The sequence below is a fragment of the Planotetraspora sp. GP83 genome (assembly GCF_041262585.1).
Taxonomy (GTDB): domain Bacteria; phylum Actinomycetota; class Actinomycetes; order Streptosporangiales; family Streptosporangiaceae; genus JAOEGB01.
Map to the genome: position 1 here is coordinate 35,478 of NZ_JBGCBZ010000012.1, position 13,184 is coordinate 48,661.

The 13,184-nt window shown below is 69.9% G+C and carries 10 protein-coding genes; 6 read left to right on the top strand and 4 right to left on the bottom strand.

Annotation, left to right across the window (positions count from 1 at the left end; all coding sequences use genetic code 11):
• Positions 1 to 164 precede the first annotated feature (164 nt).
• From ABH927_RS18225 to ABH927_RS18240, 4 genes are read left to right on the top strand one after another with little or no spacing between them, the layout of a single operon-like run.
• On the top strand, positions 165 to 1,271 hold the full coding sequence (locus ABH927_RS18225) for a sugar ABC transporter substrate-binding protein (protein WP_370023017.1): 1,107 nt from the start codon (positions 165 to 167) through the stop codon (positions 1,269 to 1,271).
• Positions 1,272 to 1,991 carry an ATP-binding cassette domain-containing protein gene (locus ABH927_RS18230; RefSeq protein ID WP_370023019.1) on the top strand — a complete coding sequence of 240 codons (720 nt, stop codon included), beginning with the start codon at positions 1,272 to 1,274 and terminating at the stop codon, positions 1,989 to 1,991. It abuts the gene before it with no gap.
• Positions 1,988 to 3,178, top strand: a complete 1,191-nt coding sequence (locus ABH927_RS18235) for a sugar ABC transporter permease (RefSeq protein ID WP_370023021.1) — start codon at positions 1,988 to 1,990, stop codon at positions 3,176 to 3,178. Before ABH927_RS18230 ends, ABH927_RS18235 begins: the two co-directional genes overlap by 4 nt.
• On the top strand, positions 3,175 to 4,152 hold the full coding sequence (locus ABH927_RS18240) for an ROK family protein (RefSeq protein WP_370023023.1): 978 nt from the start codon (positions 3,175 to 3,177) through the stop codon (positions 4,150 to 4,152). Before ABH927_RS18235 ends, ABH927_RS18240 begins: the two co-directional genes overlap by 4 nt.
• Before the next feature lie 720 nt (positions 4,153 to 4,872).
• Here the strand turns inward: ABH927_RS18240 and serA are convergent.
• A complete protein-coding gene (serA, locus tag ABH927_RS18245) occupies positions 4,873 to 6,462 on the bottom strand; it encodes a phosphoglycerate dehydrogenase (protein WP_370023025.1) in 1,590 nt (529 codons plus the stop codon).
• A gap of 290 nt (positions 6,463 to 6,752) precedes the next feature.
• On the opposite strand from serA, the gene ABH927_RS18250 reads away from it, so the two are divergent.
• Entirely contained in the window at positions 6,753 to 7,631 is an 879-nt protein-coding gene (locus tag ABH927_RS18250; RefSeq protein WP_370023026.1) for a hypothetical protein, read from the top strand.
• Positions 7,632 to 7,698: 67 nt separating this feature from the next.
• Complete coding sequence (locus ABH927_RS18255) at positions 7,699 to 9,117, top strand: MFS transporter (RefSeq protein ID WP_370023028.1); 1,419 nt, start codon at positions 7,699 to 7,701, stop codon at positions 9,115 to 9,117.
• Positions 9,118 to 9,195: 78 nt separating this feature from the next.
• On the opposite strand, the gene ABH927_RS18260 is transcribed toward ABH927_RS18255, so the two are convergent.
• The 3 genes from ABH927_RS18260 to ABH927_RS18270 form a co-directional block, all read right to left on the bottom strand.
• Entirely contained in the window at positions 9,196 to 11,817 is a 2,622-nt protein-coding gene (locus ABH927_RS18260) for an FtsX-like permease family protein (RefSeq protein ID WP_370023030.1), read from the bottom strand.
• Positions 11,814 to 12,494 (bottom strand): ABC transporter ATP-binding protein, encoded by a 681-nt coding sequence (locus ABH927_RS18265; protein WP_370023338.1) that lies wholly within the window; start codon positions 12,492 to 12,494, stop codon positions 11,814 to 11,816. The genes ABH927_RS18260 and ABH927_RS18265 overlap by 4 nt, the downstream gene beginning before the upstream one ends.
• A 116-nt stretch (positions 12,495 to 12,610) precedes the next feature.
• Positions 12,611 to 13,150 carry a PadR family transcriptional regulator gene (locus ABH927_RS18270; protein WP_370023031.1) on the bottom strand — a complete coding sequence of 180 codons (540 nt, stop codon included), beginning with the start codon at positions 13,148 to 13,150 and terminating at the stop codon, positions 12,611 to 12,613.
• Positions 13,151 to 13,184: the final 34 nt, after the last annotated feature.

Here is a 13,184-nt window from a genome sequence, read left to right on the forward strand (position 1 = left end):
ATTGGCATACCCACCACGGAAGGCGGGCCAGTTGATCACCAGTGGATCGCCCTGCACCATCCAGCCCTCCGTGTATGTGATCTCGCCTAACCCCTAGTCATACAGCTGATAGTAAATTACCTTTCTTATCAACCCTCGGGTCATGAGAAAGGAATCGTGTGCCAATGCGTCGAGGATTGCTGGCCATCTCCGTCGCGGCGCTCATGTTCAGCGCCGCCTGCGGCAATAGTTCAGACACGGGCGCGAAGCCGTCCGAGACCAAGGCGGAGGGCGGTGGCGGTGGCGGTGGCGGGAAGACCATCGCGCTCTTCCTGCCCGAGTCGAAGACCACGCGCTATGAGGCCTTCGACCGTCCGCTGTTCGAGGCCAAGGTCAAGGCCCTCTGTCCGGACTGCAAGCTGCTCTACAGCAACGCCGACCAGGATGCCGCCAAGCAGCAGCAGCAGGTCGAGGCCGCCCTCACCCAGGGCGCCAACGTACTCGTGCTCGACGCCGTGGACGCGGCCGCCGTCGCGCCTCTGGTCAACCAGGCGAAGCAGAAGAAGGTCCCGGTGATCGCCTACGACCGGCTGATCTCCGGCATCGACTACGAGTACTACGTGTCGTTCAACAACGTCCGCGTCGGCGAGATGCAGGGCCAGGGCCTGCTGGACGCGCTCAACGCCGCCGGGACGGCGAGCAAGGGCCAGATCGTGATGATCCACGGCTCGCCCACCGACCCCAGCTCGGCCGACTACAAGAAGGGGGCGCACAACGTCCTCGACGGCAAGATCAAGATCGGCCGCGAGTTCGACACTCCGGACTGGAGCCCCGACAAGGCCCAGCAGGAGATGGAGCAGGCCATCACGGCCATCGGCCGTGACAACATCGTCGGCGTCCTGTCCGCCAACGACGGCATGGCGAGCGGCGCGATCGCGGCCATGAAGCGCGCCGGCTACAAGACCATCCCGCCGATCACCGGTCAGGACTCCGAGCTGGCCGCCATCCAGCGGATCCTCGGCGGCGAGCAGTACATGACGATCTACCTGAACATCCGGTCCGAGGCCGAGAAGTCCGCGGAGCTCGCCGTCGCACTGGCCAAGGGTGAGAAGCCCACGGCTCCCGACAAGGCGAACAACGGCACGGCGGACATCCCGTCGTTCCTGCTCGACCCCATCGCGGTGACCAAGGACAACATCGCCAGCACCATCATCAAGGACGGCTTCTACAAGGCGTCCGACGTATGCACGCCTGAACTCAAGGACGCGTGCGCTAAGGCGGGCATCCAGTAAATGATTTCGGCGACAGACGTATCCAAGCGATACGGCGCGGTCCAGGCTCTCCAAGGAGTGAGCCTGGACCTCCGTCCCGGCGAGGTGGTCGCGCTGGTCGGGGACAATGGCGCGGGGAAATCCACCCTGGTCAAGGTCATCGCAGGCGCCGTCAGCCCCGACGAAGGGGGCCTGGTCATCGACGGCGAGCGGGTGCACATCAGCAACCCTCATGACGCTCAGCGGCTCGGCATCTCGACGGTCTATCAGGATCTCGCGTTGTGCGAGAACCTCGATGTCGTGGCCAACCTTTTCCTCGGAGCCGAACGGCGGAAGTGGTCGGTTCTCAGCCACATCCGCATGGAACGCTCCGCGCGCGACCTGCTCACGTCACTCGACGTGCGCATCCGGGACATCAGGGTGCCCGTGGCGATGCTCTCCGGCGGCCAGCGGCAGTCGGTGGCCATCGCCCGGGCGCTCATCGGCGAGCCCCGGCTCGTCATCCTCGACGAGCCGACCGCCGCCCTGGGCGTCGAGCAGACCGCTCAGGTCCTCGACCTCATCAGGCGGCTGCGCGAGCGCGGCCTGGCGGTGCTGCTCATCTCCCACAACCTCGCCGACGTGCGCGCGGTCAGCGACCGCGTCGTGGTCCTGCGCCTGGGCCGCAACGCCGGCGAGTTCCGTACGGCTGACGCCTCTCAGGAGTCGATCGTGGCCGCGATCACTGGAGCCGCCGCATGATGAACGCTGCCACACTGGTGCGCAAGCCGTACACGCCCAAGGAGGCTGTCGAGCGGCTGCGGCACGGGGACCTCGGCGCGTGGCCGGTGGTCGGCGGGCTGATCGCGATCGCGATCGTCTTCGGATCGCTCAACGAGCACTTCCTCTCGCCGGAGAACCTCACCAACCTGGTCCTCCAGATGGCGGCGACGGGCACGATCTCGCTCGGCATCATCATGGTGCTGCTTCTGGGCGAGATCGACCTGTCCGCCGGCTCCGTCAGCGGCCTGTGCGCGGTGGTCATGGCCATCCTGTCCGTACGGCAGGGCTGGAACCCGTTGCTGGCCATCGTCGTCGCCCTGGCGGCGGGGGCCCTCATCGGGCTGCTCCACGGGCTGCTGTTCACCCGGATCCGGATGCCGTCCTTCGTGGTGACCCTGGCCGGTCTCATCGGCTGGCAGGGCCTGCTGCTCTACCTGCTGGGCCCGGGCGGCATCGTCAACCTGCCGTTCGACGGCTTCGTGGCGAAGCTCAGCGACACCTGGCTGCCGACCTGGCTGGCGTGGGTGGTCAGCGCGGCGCTGGTGGCAATCATGGCGGCGTCCGGGTTGATCAACCGGCGGCTGAGGGTCGCGGCGGAGCTCCCCGTCACGGCGTCGTGGTGGCTGATCGTCAAGGTCGCGGGCCTCGCGGTCGTGCTGGCGGCGGCCGTGCTCGTCATGTCGGCGGACCGCGGCGTGCCGCTCCTGCTGGTCATCTTCGGCACGCTCGTCGTGGTGTTCGACCTGATCCTGCGGCACACGGCGTTCGGCAGGTGGATGTACGCCGTGGGCGGCAACGTCGAGGCGGCCCGCCGGGCGGGCATCAGCGTGACGCGGATCCGCATCCTGGCGTTCGTGCTGTCGTCCACGCTGGCGGCCTTCGGCGGCATCCTGTCGGCCAGCCGTCTCGCGGCGGTCAACCAGGGCTCCGGCGGAAGCGACATCCTGCTGATGGCGATCGCCGCGGCGGTCATCGGCGGCACGTCGCTGTTCGGCGGCCGCGGGCGGACGTACGCGGCGCTGCTCGGCATCCTGGTCATCCAGTCGATCACCAACGGCATGTTCCTGCTCAGCGTGGACTCCTCGGTGCGCTACATGGTCACCGCGGCCGTCCTCGCGCTCGCCGTGGCGATCGACTCCCTGGCCCGACGCGGCAGCACCACGTGAGCGCCGATCGGACGCAGGGGTCCCCCCGTTACGTCCTGGGCGTCGACTTCGGCGGCACCAAGGTCGCGCTGGCCACAGCGCCCCTTGGCGCCGCCCCCCAGATGCCCCTGTCCGGAACCCGGATCGAGACCCGCGGCTCCGAGGGCGCGCCCGAGGTGGTGCGCCGCACCGTGGCCGCGTGCCGGTCCCTGGTGGCCGGCCACCCCGGCGAGCTGGCCGCCGTCGGCGTCTCCACCTTCGGCATCGTCCGCGACGGTGTCGTACGGCTCGCGCCGAACGTGCCGGGGTGGGACGGCCTGCCGCTGCCGGGCCTGCTGAGCGAGGAGTTCGGCAGGACCCCGGTGAGCGTCGCCAACGACGTGAAGGCCGCCACGGCCGCCGAGCTGCGCTGGGGCAGCCTGAAAGGAGTCAGGGACGGGATCTACCTGAACCTGGGCACCGGGCTCGCGGCCGGGTTCGTCGTCAACGGCCAGGTGGTGAACGGCGCGCACGGCGCGGCCGGCGAGATCGCCTACCTGGCCCGCCACGCGGACGACCTGCGCATCCTCCAACCGGCTGCTCCCGTGGCCGACGGGCTCGGGCCCGCCGTGACTCGGGCGCCTCTGGAGGAGTACATCTCGGGCATCGCGCTCGCGGAGCGGGGCAGCGAGCTGCTGGGCACTCCCGTGACCGCCGCCGAGCTGTTCGACCGCGGCCACGACCCCCGGGTCAGGATCCTGCTGGACGACGCGCTCGACGCGCTGGCGCTGGCCATGGCCAACCTCTGCGTCGCGCTCGACCCGTCCCGTGTCGTCATCGGCGGCGGCATGATGGGCGCTGCCCAGCTCATCGTGCCCCACCTGCGCGAGGCCGTACGGCAAGCCGTGCCGTACCCGCCGGAGATCGTGGCGGCGCGGTTCGTGGACGACGCCCCGCTCTACGGAGCGCTCGCCCTGGCGCTGGACAGGGACTCACTGGACGGGACGTCTGCCTGACGACATCCCCGTCCGCAAGATCGAACGACGTTACGACCGCCGGCGGCGCGCTTTTACCCGCTCCACCCTCGCGCCACGGCGGTCGCGGCGTCCCCGCCCCCGTCGCCGTGATCATGCACACTTTCCCGAGCACTCCCGCCAGCCTGCGCCGATCCTGCTCGTGATCATGCACGATGCGGTGTCCGCGCGTCAGCGCTGTGGGGAGCCGCCGTTGTCACGGCGGTCGAGGGCGGTCTGCAGCGCGACGGTGGCCTCGTCCTCAGTCTCTTCGGGGCTGTTCCAGGGATACATCTCGTACATGGCGGATCTCATTTCCGGCAGAGCTTTGCTAGAGGCGGATCCTGAGCGAATCCGGAAACTGGCGACTCCCGGCGGGGGCGCGGATTACGCGTCCCGCGGCGACGGAGTCAACGGCACCGTCGGCGGCGCCGCTCTCCGCGGCGGGCGGCCGGCCTACCTGATCAGGCCCCGCCGCGGCAGGCAAGGAGTGCGGTTACCTGGCGCGTCGTCATTCGCTCACCCTACCCCAGGATCTCGTAGGACGACCTAGTATCTCAGTTCTTGAGACGCGCCAGCAGTCGGTCACGGCCCTCTCCAAACGCGGAAGCCCCGGGCCGGCGCGGATGCGCGCCGGTCCGGGGCTCGACAGCAGGGTCACCCGTCACGGACCCGATCTCCAGGGACCCCGTCCTCAGAGACAGGGACCCCGTCCTCAGAGACTCAGTCCTCCAGGTCGACCGTACGGCCGCTGTCGGCGCCGATCTCCCCCGCGATCTGCTCGATGATGTCGCTCGTGATGGCCGAGTCGACGGTGAGCGCGATGAGGGCCTTGCCGCCCTTCACGTTCCGCGAGACCTGCATGGACGCGATGTTCACGCTGTGCTCGCCGAGCAGGCGGCCGACGATGCCGACGATGCCGGGCCGGTCGGCGTAGGTGAAGAACGCCAGGTGGTCGGTGGGCTCGATCTCCATCGCGAAGCCGTTGACCTCGACGATCTTCATGATCTGCCGGGGGCCGGACAGCGTGCCCGAGACCGAGACCGTACGGCCGTCGGCCAGGACACCGCGGACGGTGATGACGTTGCGCCAGTCCGGGCTCTCCGAGCTGGTCACCAGCTCGACCACGGTGCCGCGGTCCTTGGCGAGCAGCGGGGCGTTGACGTAGGTCACCGCGTCCTCGACGACGTCGGTGAAGACGCCCTTGAGCGCGGCCAGCTCCAGCACCCGCACGTCGTGGGAGGCGATCTCGCCGCGGACGTCCACGTCGAGGCGGGTGGCGACCTCGCCCGCGAGTGCGGTGAAGATGCGCCCGAGCTTCTCGGTGAGCGGCAGGCCCGGCTTGACGTCCTCGGCGACCGCGCCGCCCTGGACGTTCACCGCGTCGGGCACGAACTCGCCGGCGAGCGCCAGCTTCACGCTGCGGGCGACCTGGGTGCCGGCCTTCTCCTGGGCCTCGTGCGTCGAGGCGCCGAGGTGCGGCGTCACCACGACCTGGTCGAGCTCGAACAGCGGGCTGTCGGTGCACGGCTCCTTGGCGAACACGTCGATGCCGGCGCCCGCGACGCGGCCCTCCTTGAGGGCGGAGTAGAGCGCGTTCTCGTCGATGATGCCGCCGCGGGCGACGTTGATCAGACGGACGGACGGCTTGACCATGTGCAGCTCGCGGTCGCCGATGAGACCGACGGTCTCCTTCGACTTCGGCAGGTGGACCGTGATGAAGTCGGCCTGCTGGAGGACCTCCTCCAGCGAGACGAGCTTCACGCCCATCTGGGCGGCTCGCGCCGGCTGCAGGTAGGGGTCGTAGGCGATGAGCTCGACACCGAACGGCTGCAGCCGCTGGGCCACGAGCTGGCCGATCTTGCCGAGGCCGAGGATGCCGACGACCTTCTCGTCGAGCTCGACGCCGGTGTACTTCGAGCGCTTCCACTCGCCGCCCTTGAGCGCGGCATGTCCCTGGGCCACGTTGCGGGCGCTGGCCAGGATGAGGGCGACGGTGTGCTCGGCGGCGCTGGTGATGTTCGAGGTCGGGGCGTTCACGACCATGACGCCGGCCTTGGTGGCGGCCTCGACGTCGACGTTGTCGAGCCCGACGCCCGCGCGGGCGACGACGCGCAGCTTCGGCGCGGCGGCGACGGCCTCGGCGTCCACCTGGGTGGCACTGCGGACGATCAGGGCGTCCACGTCGGCGAGTGCCGGCAGCAGCTGGGACCGGTCGGCGCCGTCGGTGTGACGGACCTCGAAGTCCGCGCCGAGCACGGCGAGACCCGCATCGGAGAGCTCTTCTGCGACAAGTACGACGGGCTTGGTCACTGGTCAGTCCTTCGAGATGTGCGACGCACGGACAGGCGCGAGTCTATCCGGCCCTTGTGAAAGCCCTCACGAGCGATCCGCCATCCGAGACGGAACCCGCACCGAATCCACGGATGGTGTTGCCGCTGTGACGCTGGGGAGGCATGAGGCCGGCTCACTGCGGGCACTAGGGGGTCCGTTTACCCAACCTGGACCGGTCCCATCCGCACAGCCGCCATCTTGGTATTGATCGCACCTAATCTTCACGATTAGCCTGTTTAAGCCATGGTTTTCTACCTATCGTTCAGCCTATGAGCATCGGGAACCCCTCTCTCGGCGAAGTGCTCGCGCGGCACGGCGGCCCCCAGCAACTACTCGCGGCTCTCGCGGAGTGGGGGATCCTGGTCGCCGTCCGGCCCGACCGCTCCGTCGTGCTCGGCACGACCCAGAGCGGCGAGCGCGTGCTTCTCGGGTACACGGGCCCCGCCACCTACGCGCGGCACCGCGGCAGCCACTCGCTGTCGATCTGCGACGCCGACACGATCCTCGACATCCAGCGCGTCACCGGCGTCCGTGAAATCGTCATCGACGCGGCCGGCCCGGCCGCGGCAGCCGTGCCGATCGAGGACCTCCAGCGCTACCTTCAGTCGACGCGCAGCGGCCCCGCACCCGCGCTGTCGGCCATGGGATCCGCTGTGCCCTCGGCGTACGCCACGGGCGCGATGGCGACCGTGACCCGCACGCATCATGTGGCGCAGAGCGCGCCCGTCCCGGCCCCCACGCCCGCTCCGGCTCCGGTCTCGCCCCCATGGATTCCCGCGCCACGGCAGCACCTGTCCGGCGCCATGCAGGTGGTCGATCCCGGCTACCGCAGGACCAACCACCCGATCCTGCCCGCCCTCCGGGTGGCGATCGGCGAACTGCTGCGCGGTCTACCTCTCGTGCACCATGTGTGGATCTCTGAGGCGCGCACCGTCTCGGGGTCGTCCGGGATCATGCTGCATGTCAAGGTCCACACCCCCGCCGCCGAGGACATCGTGAGGGACCTGCACCGCGGAGTCCGGGCCCGGCTGCCGCAGCTCGCGGCCAGCGAGGCCCCGGTCCTCATGGCGCGGGTGGCCGACACCCACACGGAACGCCGGATGATCGAGCTCGGCGCCCACGTGGTCTGCGCCGACGTGACGGACTAGCGGCCGGCGGCGACGTACGGCGAGGCGGTGGCGGATCCGGCGGACGGGGAGGCTTCCGGTCGGGCGCTTGCTCGGCTTGAATGTCGCCATGGTCTCCGCGGCGGCGACGCCACACCCCTCCCCTGTGTCCCTCGGCACGCGCCTCGGATACGCCGTCGGCTCCTTCTGCACCGCCAACTTCTCGGCCATCCCGGGCCTGCTGCTGCTCTACTACATGACGAACGTCCTGGCCGTGCCGGCCGGTCTCGCGGGGGTCGTGCTGTTCTTCCCCAAGGCGTGGGATCTGATCATCAACCCCCTGGTCGGGCAGTGGTCGGACCGCACCACCTCCCGCTGGGGGCCGCGCCGCCCGTGGCTGCTCGCGGGGGCCGTCGTGCTGCCCGTGTCGTTCGCCCTGATGTTCATCGGGCCGCCGCTCAAGGGCGTGCCCGCCGCGGTCTTCGTGGGTGTGACGTTCCTGGCGGCGGCCACCGGATACGCCCTGTACGAGGTGCCGTACAAGGCCATGCCCGCCGAGATGACCACCGACTATCACGAGCGGACCTCGCTCCTGCAGTGGAGGATGATCTTCATCGCGATAGCGGTGGCGATGAGCGGGATCGCCGCCCCGGCCATCGCGGGCAACTCGGTGGACGGCTACCGCCAGATGGGTCTCATCTTCGCCGCCATCCTCCTCACCGCCATGCTGGGGTCCTTCTTCGGCACGGCCCGCGCGCCGTTCACCGGCCAGAACCAGTCCGAAGGGACCCTGCGGTCGCAGCTCGTGGCGGCCCGGACGAGCAGGCCGTTCATGTGGCTCCTCGGCCTCAGCACGGCCCAGACCCTCGCCGCGGGCGTGATGCTGGCGGGTGCGCCCTACTTCGCCGCCTACACGCTGAACGACACCAAGGCCACGAGCACCCTCTTCGCGGCCCTCGTCGGGCCCATGCTCGTCACCATGCCGCTGTGGGTGTGGCTGGCCCGCAGGATCGACAAGCGCGGGGCGATGATCCTCTCCGGAGTGCTGTTCACGGCCGGAGCCGTGCTGGCCGTCGCGACCCCCGCGCTCGGCTCGCTCTACGCTCACGTCGCGGTGATGGTGGTAGGGATCGGGTACGCGGGCCAGCAGCTCCTCCAGTTCTCCATGCTGGCCGACGTGATCGCCCATGACGGAGCCCTGAGCGGCGAGCGCCGCGGCGGCGTCTTCACCGGCCTCTGGACGGCGGCCGAGAGCGCGGTGGCGGCCTTCGGCGCGACCATCTACGGCGCGGTGCTCGCCCTGGGCGGCTTCATCTCCTCCGACCCGGAGCACCCCGTGACCCAGCCGGACAGCGCGTACACCGCCGTCATCATCGGGCTCACCGTCGTCCCCGCTCTGATCACCATCGCGGGCATCCTGATGACGCTGAAGTACGACCTCACCGCCGGCCGCCTGGCCGAGGCCGGCGCCCCGGAGGAGAAAGCCCCCGAAGCGCCGGCTCCCAGCCCCGCACTGCCGGAGCGCTGAGCCGGCCCCCCTTGGCCGTGATCATGCACGAATTCCTGGACCCCGGGGCCCTCAACTGAACCGCTCCGCCTGGGCGGCTCATACGAGACGGCGTGGCCTGGGAAGGCGCGACCTGGTGACTGCCCCGGAGACCAGCGCGGCCAACAGCGGCAGCCCCAAGGCCACCAGGCCGAGCAGTGGCCACGGTACGCCGACGCTGATGGCGAAAGGCGGATAGCGGTAGCCGTTGGGCGCTACCTCCGGCCCCAGCAAACGGAGGCGGGTCATAGTCTCTACGGCGAAGGCGATGCCCGGCACCAGCCCGATAGCCAGGCCCGCCGGGACGCCCATGCCCGAGATGATGGCGGCCTGACCGGCCACCACAAGCCGGCGAGTCCGGGGCTGTGCCCCGATCGCGGACAACGTCTCCAGATCTGGACGGGAATCGGCTGCCGCGAGCCCGGTGGCGGTGAAGGTCGCGCCGAGCACGATGGCGGATGCCACGATCGCGAACACCAGAAGCGCCCAGTTGCCGTCCGCGCGGTATCCGCGCTCCAGCGTCACCGCGACCTTGGATGTGACCGCCCGCACCGGCCCGCTGAGCCGTTGTTCGTCCGCCGGGGTCAGCCGCTTGACCGCCGGATCCACGATGAGGTGGGTCAGCTTTAGCGAGTAGCCGAGCGAGGTGAACGCGGCCAGCGGCGCGACTCCGGCGGCCTCCGTTGGCCGGTCCACCGTCACGGCTACCGCCGGCAGGGAGATGGGAGGCAATTCACCATCGTCGCTTACGGTTCGGGCCGTCAACTGAACTCGCACCTTGCCCTGCCGCACCGCGGCGGGATTGAAGACGACCGCCCTGCCCTCTGCGAGCGCCTTCTCAGCCCCGGCGTCCGTACGCCCGAGCAGGTAACGCAGCAGATCCGGACCACCCACCGGGAGAGCACCCAAGGAGCCGCCGAAGGTGACGCACCCCTCACAGTTTCCGTCCAGCAGGGTGGGATCCAGGTGCCTGCCCTTGCCGTCGACCACCGCCCGGACCTCGACCAGCGATACCCCGGGCAGCGCCTTGTCGACTATCGGCCGGATCTTGCGCCACGACTCGGCGGTGACATCGTCACCGTAGACCGCGGTCGTGTCCATTCTGAAGGATCCCTTGTAGGACTGCCGAACTCGCGCGTGATCGCTGACCGTGACAACCGCAACCATGCTGAACCCGGCCGCAGCGGCCAGCACGGCCGCGACAGCGGGAGCCGTACGACCTCGGTTGCGGGAGGCGTCGCGGGCCGCCAGCCGGAGCCACAGCGGAAACCGTGTCCCCAGCAGCCCGATCACACTGATCAACCGAGGTGTCAGGGCGACAAGCCCGAGTTCCCCGAGTACGGCACCGGCCAGGATGGCGTTCTGCCCGTGCCAGACGCCGTACGCGGTGACCGCGAGGCCCACGGCCACCAGGAGCGCCCCGAGCAGGGGCCACCCCGCCCGGTCGCGCATCTGCCCCCGCCGCCCGGCCAGTGCCGCGACCACGTCAGCTCGTGCCGCCTGGATCGCGGGAACCACCGCGGCGATCACACCACTCAGGATCCCGAGGGCGACGACCGTGACGACCTGTCCGACGGGGACGTCGAACGGCCCCATCTCGCCATCGGGCCACTGGCCGAGAACAGCGACGATGATGCGGGCGACCCCCACTCCGAGGACAGCGCCGAGGATCGCGGCGCCGGCCCCCAGGACCAGCCCGTCGGAGACCACGATCAGCTTCAGGTGGTCCCCGGAGCCGCCCTGAGCTGCGATGAGCGCCAACTCCCGACGGCGCCGCCGCAACCCCACGGCGAAGGCCGGACCGGCGAGCAGGACGACCTCCAAGGTGACGATCGTGGCGGTGAGCGCGGCTGTTTCCGCGATATAGGCCTGGCGTGGGGCCCGCTCTCCGATGGCGTCGTCCGGTGAGTCACCCTCCGGTGGCGGATCCTGCACGACGGCCCGCGACAGCACCGACAGGCCGCTCCGGTTCGCGTGACGAACCTGTTCCCAGGTGACAGGCCCTGGGGTGTCGACCAGCCATGTGGTTCTCCGGTTTCCCCCGCCGGCGCCTTTCAGCAGTGTTCCGGGGAGCGCGATGATCTGCCGGCCGTACTCCAGGAGAGGAGGGGGACCCACCACGACGCCCACGACACGCTTGGGCGTGTCGTCGCGGGTCACGCGTAGGACGGCACCCACGCCCACCCCGACGGGGACGCTCACCGCGACTTCGTCGGCGGCTTGCGGAAATCGCCCCTGCCGCAGATGGAACATGCCCGAGGCCATCGGATCACGGCAGTCGATCTCATCTATCCACACGTCCTCATAGCCGTCAGCGTTCCGATACTCCTGGAAGTCCTCGACCATCGGGATCGCTCGCGTGCCCGCGCCGAACACCGCCTCGACTTCGGCCCTGGTCAGCGGCGGCCTGACAGCATCCCGATCCTGCCTGAACCACTCCGGCTCCGTAGCGCTCTGCCTGATCGGGGCCGCCAGCCCCAGATCGGTCACCGTGGCGTCCGCGGCGCCCAACTTGAAGGGGAGCCGCTCACTCGGGTCGAGGTCTCGCGTGGCCACGAGGGTCGCGGCCACCGTGATCAGGAGAACGGGCAGGCCGATCATGACCATGATGAGAGCGCTGCGGCCCTTGGCCCGCCAGGCGTCGCGCCGGGAAATGCGCACAGCCGCGCGGATGGCACTCATCGAGCGGTCACCATCGCCTCGGCCGTATCGGTGATCCGGCCATCGCGGAGGAACACGACTCGGTCGGCGTACGCGGCGTACCGCGGCTCGTGAGTGACGAGCAGCACCGCGATTCCGGTGTCACACCGCTCTCGGAGCAGCTTCAGGATCCCGTCACCGGTGGGGGTGTCGAGAGCGCCGGTGGGCTCGTCGGCCAGCAGCAGCCGCCGGTCCCCGATCAGGGCCCTGGCGATGGCCACACGCTGCTGCTGGCCGCCCGAGATCTCATCGGGAAAGCGGTCGGCGACCTGGGTCAGGCCCACCTCGCCGAGCACCTCCGCCGCCTCGCCTCGCGCCTGGCGGGCGCCCGCTCCGTCCAGCTCGCGCGGCAGGGCGACGTTCTCGGCCACGGTCAGCGACGGGATCAGATTGAGGTCCTGGAAGACGTAGCCCACGCTCCTGCGTCGCAATGCCGCTAGTCGCTTCGGCGTCAGGCCGCCCAGCGCGGTCCCCTCCACCACAACGGAACCGCTGGTCGGCCGATCGAGCCCCCCGGCCAGGTTGAGCAGGGTGGACTTGCCGGACCCGGACGGGCCCATCACCGCGACCAGTTCCCCCGCTGCGACGTCCAGGCTCACCTCCTTCAGGGCGTGTACGGCATGCTCGCCCTCTCCATGGACGCGGGTCACGTCACGCAGGCGGACGACGGACGCGTCCGCCGTACCGGACGAACCCTCAGCGGGCCAGGCGGGACCGGTTCCAGGTGAGGCGTCCGGTCTGGACTGATCCGGACGGGCGGACGGGTCGCGCTCGGTCACTTGGTCTCCTGGGGGGTGGGGTGGGATGAGGCGGCGAGGACTGCCTCGCAGTGGTCGAGCCAGCGCTGCTCGGCCTCGGCCTGGAAGATCATCGAGTCGAGGACCAGCCGCCGGGCCGTGTCGTTCCGGGCGTCCACGCCGCGCTTGACCTTGGTGAGCTCCTGCAGGGTCCGCATCGTGGCGGAGCGCTGGGCCTGGACCACCCGCGCGACGTCGACGCCGGGCGCGGTGACGGCCATCGCCAGCTTGATGACCAGTTCGTCACGCGGCCGGTCCGCCTGCGCGACGGGCGTGGCGAACCACTGGTCGAGCTCGGCCTGGCCCTTCGGGGTGATGGCGTACACGACACGGCCCTGCTCGTCCTGCTCCCCCGGAGCCACGAGGCCGTCCCGCTCCATGCGCGACAGCGTCGTGTAGACCTGGCCGATGTTCAGCGGCCAGGTCGCCCCTGTGGACGCCTCGAACTCGGACCGGAGCTGGTAGCCGTACCTCGGGCCCTGACTCAGGAGGGCGAGCAGGCCGTGTCGGATGGACATGGATACTGAGTATGCATACTCAGTATGCCCTCGG